Raw genomic sequence first — 13,531 nt, 5'->3', positions numbered from 1 at the left:
AAGGGGTTTTAAAATGCCACGTTCTCTTAAAAAAGGTCCATTTATTGACCTTCACCTACTCAAGAAGGTGGAGAAAGCGATGGAAAGCGGGGAAAAGAAACCAATTAAGACTTGGTCCCGTCGTTCAATGATCATTCCAGATATGATTGGTTTGACCATCGCTGTTCATAACGGTCGTCAGCATGTTCCAGTATTCGTTTCAGAAGAAATGATCGGACACAAGCTTGGCGAATTCGCTCCAACTCGCACTTATCGCGGCCATGCTGCTGATAAGAAAACGAAAAAACGGTAAGAGGTGAATACAATGGAAGCTATTGCTAAACATAAATTTGCCCGCCTTTCTCCACAGAAAGGTCGTCTGGTTGCTGACCAGATTCGTGGCGAGTCTGTTGCAAAAGCGCTTGAAACTCTGGCTTATAGCCCGAAGAAAGCTGCTACGCTGATCAAGAAAGTTCTTGAGTCAGCAATTGCAAATGCAGAGCACAACGAAGGTGCCGATATTGATGAGTTGAAAGTTTCAGCTATCATGATCGACGAAGGTCCAACGATGAAGCGAATCAAGCCGCGGGCCAAAGGCCGTGCGGATCGTATCTTGAAGCGCACCAGCCACATTACCGTGGTTGTTTCGGATAGCTAGGAGATAAGTTATGGGTCAGAAAGTACATCCTAATGGTATTCGCCTAGGTATCACCAAGCCATATAATGCTACCTGGTTCGCGGAGTCCAAGGATTTCGCTGACAACCTACACAGTGATCACAAGGTACGTTTGTTCCTTAAAGAGAAACTGAAAGGTGCGTCAGTATCACGTATCGTTATCGAGCGACCAGCCAAAAGTGTGCGTGTGACGATTCACACAGCTCGTCCAGGCGTGGTGATCGGTAAGAAAGGCGAAGATGTTGAGAAGCTGCGTCAAGAAATAGCTAAGCTGACAGGTGTTCCTGCTCAGATTAACATTTCTGAAGTGCGTAAGCCTGAGCTTGATGCTCAGCTAGTTGCTGAAAACATCGCAGGTCAGCTGGAGCGTCGTGTAATGTTCCGTCGTGCTATGAAGCGCGCAGTACAAAACGCAATGCGCCTAGGTGCCAAAGGTATCAAAGTAGAAGTTAGCGGCCGTCTTGGTGGTGCAGAAATCGCACGTACCGAGTGGTATCGTGAAGGCCGTGTGCCATTGCACACATTACGTGCCGATATCGATTATGCTACTGCAGAAGCAGCAACTACTTACGGTATCATTGGCGTGAAGGTTTGGGTTTTCAAAGGTGAAGTACTGGGCGGTATGCCAGTTGTAGCTGAAGAAAAGCCGGCGGCTAACAAGCGCGGCAAAGGTCGTAAGTAAGGAGAAGCACCATGTTACAACCTAAGCGTACGAAATTTCGTAAGGTACATACAGGCCGTAACCGCGGTCTAGCGCAATCGGGTAACAAAGTTAGCTTCGGTACTTATGGCCTTAAGGCTACTGAACGTGGTCGTATGACCGCGCGTCAGATCGAAGCTGCCCGTCGTGCGATGACACGTCATGTTAAACGTCAAGGTAAAATCTGGATTCGCGTTTTCCCTGATAAGCCAATTACTAAGAAGCCTCTAGAAGTGCGGATGGGTAAAGGTAAGGGTAACGTTGAGTACTGGGTTGCTCTGGTTCAGCCAGGTCGCGTTTTATACGAGATTGATGGTGTATCAGAAGAGCTGGCACGGGAGGCATTCAAATTAGCGGCTGCCAAACTGCCATTCAAAACAACCTTTGTTATTCGGACGGTGATGTGATGAAAGCAAGCGAACTGAAAGCAAAAAGCGTTGAAGAGCTGAATCAGGAGTTGTTGGGCTTGTTGCGTGAGCAATTTAATTTGCGCATGCAATCAGCTACAGGCCAAATGAATCAGACTCACCTGTTGAGACAAGTGCGCAAAGATATCGCACGTGTGAAAACAGTGCTTAATGAGAAGGCAGATGCGTAATGAGTGAAGCAAATACTATCCGTACTTTGCAAGGCCGCGTAGTTAGCGACAAAATGGATAAATCTATTGTTGTTGCTATCGAACGTAAGGTTAAGCATCCGTTATACGGTAAGTACATCAAGCGGACTACTAAAGTTCATGCTCACGATGAAGAAAACACAAGCAAAGAAGGTGATTTAGTATCTATCCGGGAAACTCGTCCGGTATCTAAAACTAAATCATGGGCTTTGGTTGAGGTTCTTGAACGTAGCTCAGAAATTTAATCCGTAGGCGGAAACGTCATAAAAAACGGCCCTTAGGGGCCGTTTTTTTTTCCGATTTTTCATGGTTTTTGCTCAATAGCCGATGTGTTACTATAGTTATATATATGAATCTTCACGATTTCTTTTCTTACAGGAGTATTTATGCATTTAAAACAATCACTGAGCGTACTTTCAATCGCCATTCTAGGTTTGTCCAACATTGGTTTGGCATATGCCCAAGAAGGTGAAAATCAGGATAAGTCGTTAGAGGAGAGAATTGCAGCTCTGGAAGAGGAAATCAGAGTTGTTAAACGAGAAAACCAAGCGTTAAATGAAATATCAGAGGCTGAGGCTGACATTGATACGGACGAAGCCAGCGAAGATGGTATAACACTTGGTGGTGCAGTTAGATTTCAATATGTGGTAACTGATTACGATAGTGAACAACGCAACCGTGGTGGCGATTTAGATTTTGATATTTTCCGCTTGGATTTCAATGGCAAGATGGGCGATGTAATTCTTTCTGCCCAGTATCGGTGGTTTGAATACATGGATGCGCTGCGCCATGCGTATTTTGGTTACAACTTCACAGATGAGTGGCAAGGGCAGGTTGGTATCGTTATCCAACCATTCGGAATAATGCCATACAACTCGCAAAGTTATTTTTTCAGTACAAATTTTTACGTAGGGCTAGAAGATAATCCGGGCGCTGGGCTACGCTTTTTAAAACGAACGGATACTTGGGATTTCGATTTCGCATTTATTATGAACGACGAGCTAGGAGGTGCTACTGGCTCAGTGCGGAGTTCCGCAGATCGTTATAATTACGATGTGGTAGGAATTCGTTTACCTGGGGAAGGTATTTATGATGACCCTACGGCGCTTGCGGGTGAAAACAACACTCTCATGACGCGTATCGCTCATAAATGGGATTTAGGCAACGATCGTCTCGTAGAAGTTGGTTTTTCCGGCCAGTTTGGTAAATTTAATGACGGGATAAGTAACGTTGGAGAACGAAAGAACATCGGTATCCACGCATTATATAATACTGGCCCTTGGCAATTTCAGGCTCAGTACAGCACTTACGATTATGACTTCGATATCGAAAATGCTGGTGTAGTAGTTGGCGCTTATGCTTATTTCGATACCATGCCGTCGAAGGCAGATCTCTATACTGCCAATATTGCGTATAGTATGCCTGTAGAAATTGGGCCAATCAGCAACCTAACGTTCTATAATAACCTGAGCGTTATGACGAATAAGCGCAGCCTAAACGATGATACCGTAATGAACGTACTCGGAATGGCGGTAACTGCCGGAGGGATGTACACCTATGTTGATTTAGTGACAGCACAGAATCAACCATTCGTGGGCGGGTCAACTGGCGCTGACGGGGGTAGTACTAACACCCGTTTTAATATAAACTTTGGTTATTATTTTTAAAGAAGCCAGTAGGCTGCTTAAGCCTTTTCTCTAAGCAGCCTACACCCTCTATTTAATCTAAATTCCCCTATCATTTACCAAATCTATCTGTTACAATTTCGCGCCCTTTTAATATGGGGTCTTCTTTCTTATATTCGAAAGAAGTTATTTGGACTCGGGAGAGTCTGGTTTACTAACTCAAGCGGAGCACTGAGATGATCCAGATGCAAACTATGCTGGACGTGGCCGACAACTCCGGCGCACGCAGCGTACAATGTATTAAGGTTCTAGGTGGTTCGCACCGCCGTTACGCAAACATCGGTGACATCATCAAAGTGTCAGTGAAGGAAGCAATTCCTCGCGGCAAGGTGAAGAAAGGCGATGTTTACAATGCGGTGGTCGTTCGCACCCGGAAAGGCGTCCGTCGGCAAGACGGCTCTGTTATCCGTTTTGACCGCAATGCAGCTGTGATTTTGAACAACAACTCACAGCCAATTGGCACCCGTATCTTTGGACCAGTGACTCGTGAATTGCGCGGTGAGCAATTTATGAAGATTATTTCACTGGCGCCAGAAGTACTATAAGGAGTCCACAATGGCGGCAAAAATCAGACGTGATGACGAAGTGGTTGTGTTAGCAGGTAAAGACAAAGGTAAGCGCGGTAAAGTGCTCTCTGTCCTGACTGACAATAATCGTGTAGTTGTAGAAGGCGTTAACGTAATTAAGAAACATCAGAAGCCTAATCCGTCTCTGAATGAACCAGGTGGCATTATTGAAAAAGAAGCCTCTATTCATGTTTCTAACGTAGCAATCTTCAACTCTGCGACTGGCACAGCAGATCGAGTTGGTTTCAAGTTTGAAGAAGGCAAGAAAGTACGTGTCTTTAAATCAAATAATGAAATCATCTAATTGAAATTTGGAGAATACGATGGCGAAACTGCATGATTTTTACAAAGAGACTGTAGTTCCTGAACTGATGAAACAGTTCAGCTACACCAGTGTCATGCAAGTCCCTCGGATTGAAAAAATCACACTCAATATGGGTGTTGGTGAAGCGTTAACTGACAAAAAGATTCTCGACAATGCGGTAGCTGACTTGGAAGCAATTTCTGGTCAAAAAGTTATCCGCACTAATGCTCGAAAATCTGTTGCAGGCTTCAAGATCCGTGAAGGCTTCCCGATTGGTTGCAAAGTAACTTTACGCGGTGAGCACATGTGGGACTTCCTGCAGAGACTGATCTCTATTGCGATTCCTCGGATTCGCGACTTTCGTGGTTTAAACCCGAAGTCTTTTGACGGTCGTGGGAACTACAGCATGGGCGTTCGTGAACAAATCATTTTCCCAGAAATTGACTATGACAAAGTTGATCGGGTACGTGGCTTGGATATCACGATCACTACCAGTGCAAAGAGCGATGATGAAGCTCGCGCGCTGTTGTCTGCCTTTAACTTCCCGTTTAAAAAGTAAGGTGTAGAGTTATGGCAAAAGTTTCTATGAAAATGCGCGAACTCAAGCGTCAGCAGCTTGCTGCTAAATTCGCTGAGAAACGCCGCGCACTTAAAGCTACTATTAGCAATCCAGCGTCCAGTGATGAACAGCGCTGGGAAGCAGTTCTGGAATTGCAGAAGCTTCCTCGTGATTCCAGTCGTTCACGTCAGCGTAACCGCTGCCGAGTGACTGGTCGTCCACATGGTGTGCTGCGTAAGTTTGGCATGAGCCGTATTAAGGTTCGTGAAAAAGCTATGCGCGGTGAAATTCCTGGCTTGAAAAAAGCTAGCTGGTAAGCCACCAATCACGGGAGAAAGCAAAAATGAGCATGCAAGATCCAATTGCGGATATGTTTACTCGCATTCGCAACGCTCAGTCTGCGAATAAAGTTGCTGTGGTAATGCCGGGTTCTAAGCAGAAACAAGCGATAGCTAAAGTTCTGCAAGACGAAGGTTACATCAGCGGGTTTAAAACAGAATCTGGCGTTAAACCAGAGCTGGAAATCACCTTGAAATATTTCGAAGGCAAACCTGTCATCGAATCTATTCAACGCGTGAGCCGTCCAGGTCTGCGGATTTATAAGAAGCGTAACGAACTGCCTAAAGTAATGGGCGGACTCGGAATCGCAGTTGTTTCCACGTCGAAAGGCCTGATGACCGACCGAGCTGCACGTAGTGCTGGCCTTGGTGGCGAAATCATCGGGTACGTAGCGTAACGGAGGGTAGGATATGTCACGCGTTGCTAAGGCACCAGTTGCAATCCCTGCCGGCGTTGATGTTGCATTAAACGGCCAGGAAGTAACAATTAAGGGTACTCAAGGAACTTTAGTACGCACTTTCAACGATGCTGTAGAGATTACTTCTGCAGATCAAGAATTGCGCACAGTTCCTCGTGAAGGTATAGCTAATGCTCTTGCACAAGCTGGTACCGCACGTGCCCTGTTAAATAACATGGTAGTCGGGGTTACCGAAGGTTTCGTACGTAAACTAACACTCGTTGGTGTTGGTTACCGTGCACAAGCTCAAGGTAGCAAACTGAATCTAAGCCTAGGCTTCTCACACCCAGTAGTGTTCGATGTTCCAGCAGGTATTTCTGTTGAAACTCCAACTCAAACTGAGGTTGTAGTGAAGGGCGCTGATAAGCAACTAGTAGGTCAGGTTGCTGCTAATATTCGTGCGTATCGGAAACCAGAACCTTATAAAGGTAAAGGTGTACGTTACAGCGACGAGCAAGTGCGCCGTAAAGAAGCCAAGAAAAAATAGGGTAATACGATGGACAAGAAAGCAGCTCGCTTACGTCGTGCTACTCGCGCACGTAAGAAAATTGAAGAGTTGGGTGGAACCCGTCTGGTGGTCCACCGTACCCCGCGGCACATCTATGCTCAACTGATCGCAACTGGCGGCGCGCAAGTGCTAGCTACAGCTTCTACAGCTGAAAGTTCGATTCGTGAGCAGGTGAAAAACACGGGTAACGTGGAAGCCGCTAAATTCGTCGGTAAATTGATTGCTGAACGTGGTAAAGAAAAAGGTGTTGAAACCGTTTCTTTCGATCGTAGCGGCTTCAAATACCATGGTCGTGTTGCTGCACTGGCAGATGCTGCTCGTGAAGCAGGACTGCAGTTCTAGGAGACGAAAATGGCAAATCATGAAGCTCAAAACGGTGAAATGATGGAAAAGCTCATCACAGTAAACCGCGTCTCTAAAGTTGTTAAAGGTGGTCGTATCTTTAGCTTCACGGCGCTAACTGTGGTAGGTGATGGCCAAGGTAAAATCGGTTTTGGTTACGGTAAAGCACGTGAAGTGCCTGCTGCTATCCAGAAAGCGATGGAAAAAGCACGTCGCAATATGGTAACTGTAGAGTTAACTCATGGCACGTTGCAACACCCTGTTAAAGGTCGTCACTCTGGCTCGAACGTATTTATGAAACCTGCCTCTGAAGGTACTGGTATCATCGCCGGTGGTGCGATGCGTGCAGTATTGGAAGTAGCTGGCGTTCATAACGTTCTGTCAAAAGCTTACGGTTCAACCAACCCAATCAACGTAGTTCGTGCAACAATTAAAGCTCTTGAGTCTATGAACTCACCAGAGCAAATTGCAGCTAAGCGCGGTCTATCTGTTGCTGAAATTGCGGGGTAGTGAACAATGGCTAAAAAGACAATTAAAGTAACTCAAACCAAAAGTGCAATTGGCCGCTTACCAAAGCACCGTGCAACATTAGTAGGTTTGGGTCTGCGCCGGATTAACCACACAGTTGAACTGGAAGATACTCCTTCAGTTCGCGGTATGGTTAACCGGGTTAACTACATGGTTAAGGTAGAGGAGTAAGACATGTTTTTGAATTCTCTCTCTCCTGCTCCTGGTGCAAAGACAGACAAGAAGCGTCGCGGACGTGGTATTGGTTCTGGTCTAGGCAAAACAGGTGGTCGTGGTCATAAAGGTCAGAAATCTCGTTCAGGCGGAAGCGTCAGACCTGGTTTCGAAGGTGGTCAAATGCCACTTCAACGTCGTCTGCCTAAGTTTGGTTTTACTTCGCGTAAAGCTATGCAAACAGCAGAAGTTACGTTGAGTGAACTAGCTAAATTAGCTGGTGACACCGCGACTGTAGACACGTTGAAAGAAGCAGGTTTGATCAAGAAGAACATTTTGTTCGTGAAAGTGATCAAATCTGGCGAGATCAATCGTGCCATTACTGTACAGGGCATTAAAGTTACTAAAGGCGCGCTCGAGTTACTCGAAGCCGCTGGCGGCAAAGTCGAAGGATAATTGACCCATGGCTAGACCAGGATTGGAAAAAAACAGTGCGAAAGGCGGACTCTCAGAACTTAAGGCTCGTTTGCTTTTCGTTCTCGGTGCGATCATTGTGTTTCGTGCCGCGTCTTTTGTGCCGATTCCTGGGATAGATGCAAGCGTATTGGCTCAGTTGTTCGAACAGCAACAGGGCACCATTGTTTCCATGTTTAACATGTTTAGTGGTGGTGCTTTGGAGCGAGCTTCGATTCTTGCGTTAGGTATTATGCCTTATATTACCTCATCGATTATTATGCAGCTGTTATCTGTGGTTCATCCAAAGTTAGCAGAGCTTAAGAAAGAAGGTGAAGCAGGGCGACGCAAGATAAGTCAATATACGCGTTGGGGTACCCTAGTGCTGGCAACCATGCAATCCATTGGTATTGCAACGGGCCTACCTAACCTGATACCAGGTTTGGTAGAAAACCCAGGGTTTGCATTCTATTTCACTGCAGTTGTGAGTTTGGTTACGGGGACAATGTTCCTCATGTGGCTAGGTGAACAAATCACTGAACGTGGAATCGGTAATGGTATTTCAATAATCATCTTCGCCGGGATTGTTGCAGGCTTGCCTTCAGCGGTCGGTCAAACAGCAGAACAAGCACGTCAGGGCAACTTGCCAATGCTGCTTCTGTTGTTAATCGCGGTCATTGTTTTTGCTGTTACTTATTTTGTTGTATTTGTAGAGCGCGGACAACGTAGGATTGTGGTAAACTATGCCAAACGCCAACAAGGGCGTAAGGTATTTGCTGCACAGAGTTCGCATTTGCCATTGAAAGTTAATATGGCAGGTGTAATTCCACCTATATTTGCGTCGAGTATCATTTTGTTCCCAGGTACAATTGCTACTTGGTTTGGACAAGGTGAAGGCGGTGTTGCAGAAGTATTGCAAAACGTAGCGTTGACCCTTTCACCAGGGCAACCTTTATATGTTATGCTATATGCAACAGCGATTATCTTTTTCTGTTTCTTCTATACCGCGTTGGTTTTTAATCCTCGCGATACAGCAGATAACTTGAAGAAGTCTGGTGCGTTCATTCCTGGTATTCGTCCAGGTGAACAAACCTCTCGCTACATTGACAAGGTAATGACACGGCTGACTTTAGCTGGTGCTCTGTATATAACATTTATCTGTTTGGTTCCTGAATTCATGATGATCGCTTGGAACGTTCAGTTCTACTTCGGCGGTACATCGTTATTGATTATCGTCATCGTGATCATGGATTTCATGGCTCAGGTACAGACCCACTTGATGTCTCATCAATATGAGTCTGTACTTAAAAAGGCGAACCTTAAAGGCTACGGCCGATAAGGCCGTTGGTTACGGAGATTAGCAATGAAAGTACGTGCTTCCGTTAAGAAGATCTGCCGCAACTGCAAGGTCATCAAACGCCACGGAGTAGTCCGGGTGATTTGTACTGACCCTAAGCATAAGCAGCGGCAGGGTTAAGAAAGATTCGCAGTCCGGGATGTTCCCGGGCTGTGGTATTTGCTATTTGCAAATAGTATACCGGTTGAGTATCCTAACGGGCTTTTCAACTGGTGCCCATTAAACTATAGGAGATATGTTAGTGGCCCGTATAGCTGGCATTAACGTCCCTGACAATAAACATGCTGTTATTGCATTAACATCGATCTACGGTGTTGGCCTTACTCGCTCTCAAGCGATTTTGGCTGCCTGTGGTCTCGCTGAAGATACAAAGCTCAGCTCGTTGTCAGAGGAACAAATCGACGTAATTCGTGAGCAAGTTGCCAAATACACTGTAGAAGGTGATTTGCGTCGTGAAGTATCAATGAACATTAAGCGTTTGATGGACCTCGGTTGTTACCGTGGACTACGCCATCGTCGCAGCTTACCTCTACGTGGACAGCGCACTAAAACTAATGCGCGTACTCGTAAAGGTCCGCGTAAACCGATCAAGAAGTAAGGAGACAGGCTAATGGCTAAAACACCTACTCGCGCTCGGAAACGCGTTAAAAAGCAAGTGACCGATGGGATGGCGCACATTCATGCGTCTTTCAACAACACGATCGTGACAATCACCGATCGCCAAGGCAACGCATTGTCTTGGGCCACCGCAGGTGGTTCAGGTTTTCGTGGCTCACGTAAATCCACTCCGTTCGCAGCTCAGGTAGCGGCAGAACGAGCTGGTGAAATGGCGAAGGAATATGGGTTGAAAAATCTGGAAGTGTTCGTGAAAGGACCTGGTCCAGGTCGTGAATCTTCGATTCGCGCTCTGAATGCGGTCGGTTACAAAATCACAAACATTACCGATGTGACACCGATTCCTCACAACGGTTGTCGTCCGCCTAAAAAACGTCGCGTTTAATTGGCGTGAAACGATAGTTGGAGAAAGAACATGGCTAGATATTTGGGTCCAAAACTCAAACTGAGTCGTCGCGAAGGAACAGACCTCTTTCTAAAGAGTGGCGTTCGGGCGATAGATTCAAAATGTAAGTTGGAGAACGCACCAGGTCAACACGGCGCTCGTCGCGGTCGTTTATCTGATTACGGTCTGCAGCTGCGTGAAAAGCAAAAAGTTCGCCGTATATTCGGCATTCTTGAAAAGCAATTCCGCAACTATTACAAAGAAGCTGCGCGGTTAAAAGGCAACACCGGTGAAAACTTATTGCAGTTGCTTGAGGCTCGCCTTGACAACGTAGTTTACCGGATGGGCTTTGCGTCAACTCGTGCTGAGGCGCGTCAGTTGGTAAGTCATAAGGCGATTGTTGTAAACGGTCGTGTTGTGAACATCCCATCATTTCAGGTTAAGCCTGAAGACGTGGTCAGCATTCGTGAAAAAGCTAAAAAGCAAGCACGTATTGGTGCTGCACTAGAGCTTGCAGAACAGCGCGAAAAACCATTATGGGTAGAAGTAGATGCCAAAGAATTACAAGGCACCTTTAAACGTCTCCCAGAACGGACTGATCTGTCTGCAGAAATTAACGAACAGTTGATCGTAGAGCTTTACTCTAAGTAAGGCCTCAGCATAAAGAGAGGACACAATGCAGGGTTCTGTAACCGAATTTCTGAAACCGCGGCTCGTTGATATCGAGCAAATCAGCACCAATCGCACCAAGGTTACACTTGAGCCGTTGGAGCGTGGATTTGGTCATACGCTGGGTAATGCACTGCGTCGTATCCTTCTGTCTTCAATGCCGGGTTGTGCCGTAACTGAAGCAGAAATTGATGGCGTGCAGCATGAATACAGCACGAAAGAAGGTGTGCAGGAAGATATCATTGAAATCTTGCTCAACTTGAAAGGTCTGGCTGTCAAACTGAACGGCAAAGACGAAGCTACATTAACTTTAAGTAAGTCGGGTGCAGGCCCGGTAGTTGCAGGAGATATCACCACCGATGGTGATGTTGAAATATGCAATCCAGACCACCTAATCTGTACTTTGACTGGTGACATTGATTTTTCAATGCGCATTAAAGTTGAACGTGGTCGTGGTTACGTCCCTGCAAATGTTCGTCAGCAGAACGAAGATGAAGATCGTGTGATTGGACGTCTTTTGGTAGACGCTTCTTTCAGTCCAGTTGAACGCATTGCTTATACAGTTGATGCGGCGCGTGTAGAACAGCGCACTGACTTGGACAAACTGGTTATCGATATGGAAACCAATGGTACTATCGACCCAGAAGAAGCAATTCGTCGCGCAGCAACTATTCTAGCTGAACAGTTAGAAGCGTTTGTTGAATTACGTGATGTAAGCGAACCAGAAGAGAAAGAAGAAAAACCGGAATTTGATCCGATTCTTCTTCGTCCAGTGGATGATCTTGAGCTGACTGTCCGTTCTGCAAACTGTTTGAAAGCAGAAGCGATTCAGTATATTGGCGATCTCGTTCAGCGTACTGAGGTTGAGTTATTGAAAACTCCTAACCTCGGTAAAAAATCACTGACCGAAATTAAAGACGTTCTCGCATCACGTGGCTTGTCTCTGGGTATGCGCCTAGAAAACTGGCCTCCAGCAAGCTTGATGGATAACGACTAAGGTCGCCTGAGTAGAAGATTTACTGAGAAGGGTATTGGTATGCGCCATCGTAAGAGTGGTCGTCAACTTAACCGTAACAGCAGCCATCGTCAGGCTATGTTCCGTAACATGGCTAGTTCATTGGTTCGTCACGAAGTGATCAAAACCACTGTACCAAAAGCGAAAGAGCTGCGCCGGGTAATCGAACCTTTGATTACTTTGGCTAAAGAGGATAGCGTTGCAAACCGTCGTTTAGCGTTTGCACGCACTCGTGATAAAGAAGTCGTTGGTAAGCTATTTAACGAGCTTGGTCCACGTTTTTCAGAGCGTCCAGGTGGATACACCCGGATTCTTAAATGTGGTTTCCGCGCTGGTGATAACGCACCAATGGCATACATCGAGTTGATTGATCGACCTGTAAATGCAGAAGAAAAAGTTGAAGAATTTGCTACTGAAGAATAAGTGGTAATCCTTCAATATTTAGAAACGGGACCTTAGGGTCCCGTTTTTATTTGGAAATTTGAAATTCTTAATCGGTGCTCAACGTTTTTTTGTTGTGGTAATATTCTGCAGCTTACGAATACATACTCACTTTCACTTATGTTTCGAGTTAGCCATATAGTAAAGGATAAACATCATGCCAAGTTTTGACATAGTATCGGAAATCGACAAGGTTGAATTGCGTAATACCGTTGACAATGCCAACCGAGAACTTACAACTCGATTTGATTTTCGTGGTGTAGAAGCAGACATCGAGTTGAAAGAACTAACAGTAACGCTAAAATCCGAATCTGACTTTCAGGCTCGCCAATTATTAGATATTTTACGAAATCAATGTACAAAACGTGGGATTTCGATGGCCGGTGCAGATGTTTCGGACACACCTATTCATAGTGGAAAGACATTTAGTTTTTTAGTCACATTTAAACAAGGTATAGATCAACCTTTGGCTAAAGACATTATTAAGCTTTTAAAAGAAAGCAAAATTAAAGTGCAAGCGTCGATTCAAGGTGAAAAGGTTCGAGTTACTGGTAAAAAGCGCGATGATTTACAAGAAGCAATTGCGTTATTAAAGAAATCTGAGATTGAACTACCGCTACAATTCGAAAACTTTAGGGATTAAAACCTAGAATTCGGAAGTTTATATCGTTTCTGTGACGTATTTTCGTAGTGAGTTATTAGATTCATGGGTACAAGGTTAGAGCAAGAACCGTAGAATAAATACTTATTTTAGAATGAATTTACAGCGATCAGATTAAAAAGTGTGCGAACACGCACTTTATTGAAAAAAGATCTTGATCAAGTGAACGGGATCTCTATAATGCGCCTCCGTTGACAGGCAAACCTTGCAACGCGAAGAGCAAGATAAACACCGGCCATTAGGCAGATCGAAAAAGATCAAATGGTGCTTGACTTCTTCACCGGGTCGCGTAAAATTCGCTTCCCTGCTACGAGCTCCACTGAGCCGAGCAAACGTTCTTTAACAATATATCAAGCCAAGTAATCTGTGTGGGCACTTGCGCAAGAAAAGCATCAACCAAACGCCACTTCGGTGGCAGTTATGAAAGTTTACTTTTATAACAAGGTTCAGCTTTCGAGTGACAAGTTGCTTATATATAAGTAACCAGAAATTCATAAAGTTGAGCAGCTTTGTTTTGTAATAA

The 13,531-nt window shown here is 45.3% G+C and carries 25 protein-coding genes; all 25 read left to right on the top strand.

Translation table 11 applies throughout. The features are described 5' to 3' along the window. Nucleotides 1-13 precede the first annotated feature (13 nt). The 25 genes from rpsS (at nt 14) to A28LD_RS01090 (ending at nt 12,990) form a co-directional block, all read left to right on the top strand. Nucleotides 14-292, top strand: a complete 279-nt coding sequence (rpsS, locus tag A28LD_RS01205; protein WP_007419228.1) for a 30S ribosomal protein S19 — start codon at nt 14-16, stop codon at nt 290-292. A 12-nt stretch (nt 293-304) separates the two neighbouring features. Next, nucleotides 305-637: a 50S ribosomal protein L22 gene (gene rplV, locus A28LD_RS01200; protein ID WP_007419227.1), complete on the top strand. Its 333-nt coding sequence runs from the start codon at nt 305-307 to the stop codon at nt 635-637. Between the two features lie 10 nt (nt 638-647). After that, the gene (rpsC, locus tag A28LD_RS01195; RefSeq protein WP_007419226.1) at nt 648-1,337 is read left to right on the top strand and encodes a 30S ribosomal protein S3; all 690 of its coding nucleotides are present in this window, start codon (nt 648-650) and stop codon (nt 1,335-1,337) included. 11 nt (nt 1,338-1,348) lie between these two features. After that, a complete protein-coding gene (gene rplP / locus A28LD_RS01190) occupies nt 1,349-1,762 on the top strand; it encodes a 50S ribosomal protein L16 (protein WP_007419225.1) in 414 nt (137 codons plus the stop codon). After that, nucleotides 1,762-1,953 (top strand): 50S ribosomal protein L29, encoded by a 192-nt coding sequence (gene rpmC, locus A28LD_RS01185; protein WP_007419224.1) that lies wholly within the window; start codon nt 1,762-1,764, stop codon nt 1,951-1,953. The genes rplP and rpmC overlap by 1 nt, the downstream gene beginning before the upstream one ends. Beyond that, nucleotides 1,953-2,216, top strand: a complete 264-nt coding sequence (rpsQ, locus tag A28LD_RS01180; protein WP_007419223.1) for a 30S ribosomal protein S17 — start codon at nt 1,953-1,955, stop codon at nt 2,214-2,216. The genes rpmC and rpsQ overlap by 1 nt, the downstream gene beginning before the upstream one ends. 141 nt (nt 2,217-2,357) lie before the next feature. After that, a complete protein-coding gene (locus A28LD_RS01175) occupies nt 2,358-3,638 on the top strand; it encodes a hypothetical protein (RefSeq protein WP_007419222.1) in 1,281 nt (426 codons plus the stop codon). A gap of 194 nt (nt 3,639-3,832) precedes the next feature. Next, nucleotides 3,833-4,201 (top strand): 50S ribosomal protein L14, encoded by a 369-nt coding sequence (gene rplN / locus A28LD_RS01170; protein ID WP_007419221.1) that lies wholly within the window; start codon nt 3,833-3,835, stop codon nt 4,199-4,201. Between the two features lie 10 nt (nt 4,202-4,211). Further along, nucleotides 4,212-4,526 (top strand): 50S ribosomal protein L24, encoded by a 315-nt coding sequence (gene rplX, locus A28LD_RS01165; RefSeq protein ID WP_007419220.1) that lies wholly within the window; start codon nt 4,212-4,214, stop codon nt 4,524-4,526. 19 nt (nt 4,527-4,545) lie between these two features. After that, nucleotides 4,546-5,085, top strand: coding sequence for a 50S ribosomal protein L5 (gene rplE / locus A28LD_RS01160; RefSeq protein ID WP_007419219.1), 540 nt, complete (start codon nt 4,546-4,548; stop codon nt 5,083-5,085). 11 nt (nt 5,086-5,096) lie between these two features. After that, on the top strand, nt 5,097-5,402 hold the full coding sequence (rpsN, locus tag A28LD_RS01155; protein WP_007419218.1) for a 30S ribosomal protein S14: 306 nt from the start codon (nt 5,097-5,099) through the stop codon (nt 5,400-5,402). 26 nt (nt 5,403-5,428) lie between these two features. Continuing rightward, nucleotides 5,429-5,821, top strand: coding sequence for a 30S ribosomal protein S8 (gene rpsH / locus A28LD_RS01150; RefSeq protein ID WP_007419217.1), 393 nt, complete (start codon nt 5,429-5,431; stop codon nt 5,819-5,821). A 13-nt stretch (nt 5,822-5,834) separates the two neighbouring features. Then, nucleotides 5,835-6,368, top strand: a complete 534-nt coding sequence (gene rplF / locus A28LD_RS01145) for a 50S ribosomal protein L6 (RefSeq protein ID WP_007419216.1) — start codon at nt 5,835-5,837, stop codon at nt 6,366-6,368. Nucleotides 6,369-6,377: 9 nt separating this feature from the next. After that, nucleotides 6,378-6,731: a 50S ribosomal protein L18 gene (rplR, locus tag A28LD_RS01140; protein WP_007419215.1), complete on the top strand. Its 354-nt coding sequence runs from the start codon at nt 6,378-6,380 to the stop codon at nt 6,729-6,731. 9 nt (nt 6,732-6,740) lie between these two features. Continuing rightward, nucleotides 6,741-7,241, top strand: a complete 501-nt coding sequence (gene rpsE, locus A28LD_RS01135; protein ID WP_007419214.1) for a 30S ribosomal protein S5 — start codon at nt 6,741-6,743, stop codon at nt 7,239-7,241. A 6-nt stretch (nt 7,242-7,247) separates the two neighbouring features. Next, nucleotides 7,248-7,430, top strand: coding sequence for a 50S ribosomal protein L30 (gene rpmD / locus A28LD_RS01130; protein ID WP_007419213.1), 183 nt, complete (start codon nt 7,248-7,250; stop codon nt 7,428-7,430). 3 nt (nt 7,431-7,433) lie between these two features. Beyond that, entirely contained in the window at nt 7,434-7,868 is a 435-nt protein-coding gene (gene rplO / locus A28LD_RS01125) for a 50S ribosomal protein L15 (protein ID WP_007419212.1), read from the top strand. Between the two features lie 7 nt (nt 7,869-7,875). Next, on the top strand, nt 7,876-9,204 hold the full coding sequence (secY, locus tag A28LD_RS01120) for a preprotein translocase subunit SecY (protein ID WP_007419211.1): 1,329 nt from the start codon (nt 7,876-7,878) through the stop codon (nt 9,202-9,204). A gap of 24 nt (nt 9,205-9,228) precedes the next feature. Next, nucleotides 9,229-9,342, top strand: coding sequence for a 50S ribosomal protein L36 (rpmJ, locus tag A28LD_RS12115; protein ID WP_072155090.1), 114 nt, complete (start codon nt 9,229-9,231; stop codon nt 9,340-9,342). A 121-nt stretch (nt 9,343-9,463) separates the two neighbouring features. Further along, complete coding sequence (rpsM, locus tag A28LD_RS01115; protein ID WP_040486798.1) at nt 9,464-9,820, top strand: 30S ribosomal protein S13; 357 nt, start codon at nt 9,464-9,466, stop codon at nt 9,818-9,820. 12 nt (nt 9,821-9,832) lie between these two features. Next, on the top strand, nt 9,833-10,222 hold the full coding sequence (gene rpsK, locus A28LD_RS01110; RefSeq protein ID WP_007419210.1) for a 30S ribosomal protein S11: 390 nt from the start codon (nt 9,833-9,835) through the stop codon (nt 10,220-10,222). A gap of 30 nt (nt 10,223-10,252) precedes the next feature. Continuing rightward, nucleotides 10,253-10,873, top strand: a complete 621-nt coding sequence (rpsD, locus tag A28LD_RS01105; RefSeq protein WP_007419209.1) for a 30S ribosomal protein S4 — start codon at nt 10,253-10,255, stop codon at nt 10,871-10,873. Nucleotides 10,874-10,898: 25 nt separating this feature from the next. Continuing rightward, nucleotides 10,899-11,888: a DNA-directed RNA polymerase subunit alpha gene (locus A28LD_RS01100; protein WP_007419208.1), complete on the top strand. Its 990-nt coding sequence runs from the start codon at nt 10,899-10,901 to the stop codon at nt 11,886-11,888. Between the two features lie 39 nt (nt 11,889-11,927). Further along, nucleotides 11,928-12,329: a 50S ribosomal protein L17 gene (rplQ, locus tag A28LD_RS01095; RefSeq protein ID WP_007419207.1), complete on the top strand. Its 402-nt coding sequence runs from the start codon at nt 11,928-11,930 to the stop codon at nt 12,327-12,329. Nucleotides 12,330-12,504: 175 nt separating this feature from the next. Next, nucleotides 12,505-12,990 (top strand): YajQ family cyclic di-GMP-binding protein, encoded by a 486-nt coding sequence (locus A28LD_RS01090; RefSeq protein ID WP_007419206.1) that lies wholly within the window; start codon nt 12,505-12,507, stop codon nt 12,988-12,990. The last annotated feature ends 541 nt before the right edge of the window (nt 12,991-13,531 follow it).

This window comes from Idiomarina sp. A28L, from assembly GCF_000218785.1.
Lineage (GTDB): Bacteria > Pseudomonadota > Gammaproteobacteria > Enterobacterales > Alteromonadaceae > Aliidiomarina.
This window is presented reverse-complemented; position numbering and strand designations above follow the sequence as displayed.

Excerpts from the sequence above, each read along its gene's own strand:
- rpsQ (WP_007419223.1), top strand. The coding sequence starts at position 1,953 with ATGAGTGAAGCAAATACTATCCGTACTTTGCAAGGCCGCGTAGTTAGC.
- A28LD_RS01175 (WP_007419222.1), top strand. The coding sequence starts at position 2,358 with ATGCATTTAAAACAATCACTGAGCGTACTTTCAATCGCCATTCTAGGT.
- rplP (WP_007419225.1), top strand. The coding sequence starts at position 1,349 with ATGTTACAACCTAAGCGTACGAAATTTCGTAAGGTACATACAGGCCGT.
- A28LD_RS01100 (WP_007419208.1), top strand. The coding sequence starts at position 10,899 with ATGCAGGGTTCTGTAACCGAATTTCTGAAACCGCGGCTCGTTGATATC.
- rpsD (WP_007419209.1), top strand. The coding sequence starts at position 10,253 with ATGGCTAGATATTTGGGTCCAAAACTCAAACTGAGTCGTCGCGAAGGA.
- rplV (WP_007419227.1), top strand. The coding sequence starts at position 305 with ATGGAAGCTATTGCTAAACATAAATTTGCCCGCCTTTCTCCACAGAAA.
- rpsS (WP_007419228.1), top strand. The coding sequence starts at position 14 with ATGCCACGTTCTCTTAAAAAAGGTCCATTTATTGACCTTCACCTACTC.
- rplF (WP_007419216.1), top strand. The coding sequence starts at position 5,835 with ATGTCACGCGTTGCTAAGGCACCAGTTGCAATCCCTGCCGGCGTTGAT.
- rpmJ (WP_072155090.1), top strand. The coding sequence starts at position 9,229 with ATGAAAGTACGTGCTTCCGTTAAGAAGATCTGCCGCAACTGCAAGGTC.
- rpsH (WP_007419217.1), top strand. The coding sequence starts at position 5,429 with ATGAGCATGCAAGATCCAATTGCGGATATGTTTACTCGCATTCGCAAC.
- rpsK (WP_007419210.1), top strand. The coding sequence starts at position 9,833 with ATGGCTAAAACACCTACTCGCGCTCGGAAACGCGTTAAAAAGCAAGTG.
- rpmC (WP_007419224.1), top strand. The coding sequence starts at position 1,762 with ATGAAAGCAAGCGAACTGAAAGCAAAAAGCGTTGAAGAGCTGAATCAG.
- rplQ (WP_007419207.1), top strand. The coding sequence starts at position 11,928 with ATGCGCCATCGTAAGAGTGGTCGTCAACTTAACCGTAACAGCAGCCAT.
- rplN (WP_007419221.1), top strand. The coding sequence starts at position 3,833 with ATGATCCAGATGCAAACTATGCTGGACGTGGCCGACAACTCCGGCGCA.
- rpmD (WP_007419213.1), top strand. The coding sequence starts at position 7,248 with ATGGCTAAAAAGACAATTAAAGTAACTCAAACCAAAAGTGCAATTGGC.
- rpsN (WP_007419218.1), top strand. The coding sequence starts at position 5,097 with ATGGCAAAAGTTTCTATGAAAATGCGCGAACTCAAGCGTCAGCAGCTT.
- rplX (WP_007419220.1), top strand. The coding sequence starts at position 4,212 with ATGGCGGCAAAAATCAGACGTGATGACGAAGTGGTTGTGTTAGCAGGT.
- rplO (WP_007419212.1), top strand. The coding sequence starts at position 7,434 with ATGTTTTTGAATTCTCTCTCTCCTGCTCCTGGTGCAAAGACAGACAAG.
- rplE (WP_007419219.1), top strand. The coding sequence starts at position 4,546 with ATGGCGAAACTGCATGATTTTTACAAAGAGACTGTAGTTCCTGAACTG.
- secY (WP_007419211.1), top strand. The coding sequence starts at position 7,876 with ATGGCTAGACCAGGATTGGAAAAAAACAGTGCGAAAGGCGGACTCTCA.
- rpsE (WP_007419214.1), top strand. The coding sequence starts at position 6,741 with ATGGCAAATCATGAAGCTCAAAACGGTGAAATGATGGAAAAGCTCATC.
- rpsC (WP_007419226.1), top strand. The coding sequence starts at position 648 with ATGGGTCAGAAAGTACATCCTAATGGTATTCGCCTAGGTATCACCAAG.
- A28LD_RS01090 (WP_007419206.1), top strand. The coding sequence starts at position 12,505 with ATGCCAAGTTTTGACATAGTATCGGAAATCGACAAGGTTGAATTGCGT.
- rplR (WP_007419215.1), top strand. The coding sequence starts at position 6,378 with ATGGACAAGAAAGCAGCTCGCTTACGTCGTGCTACTCGCGCACGTAAG.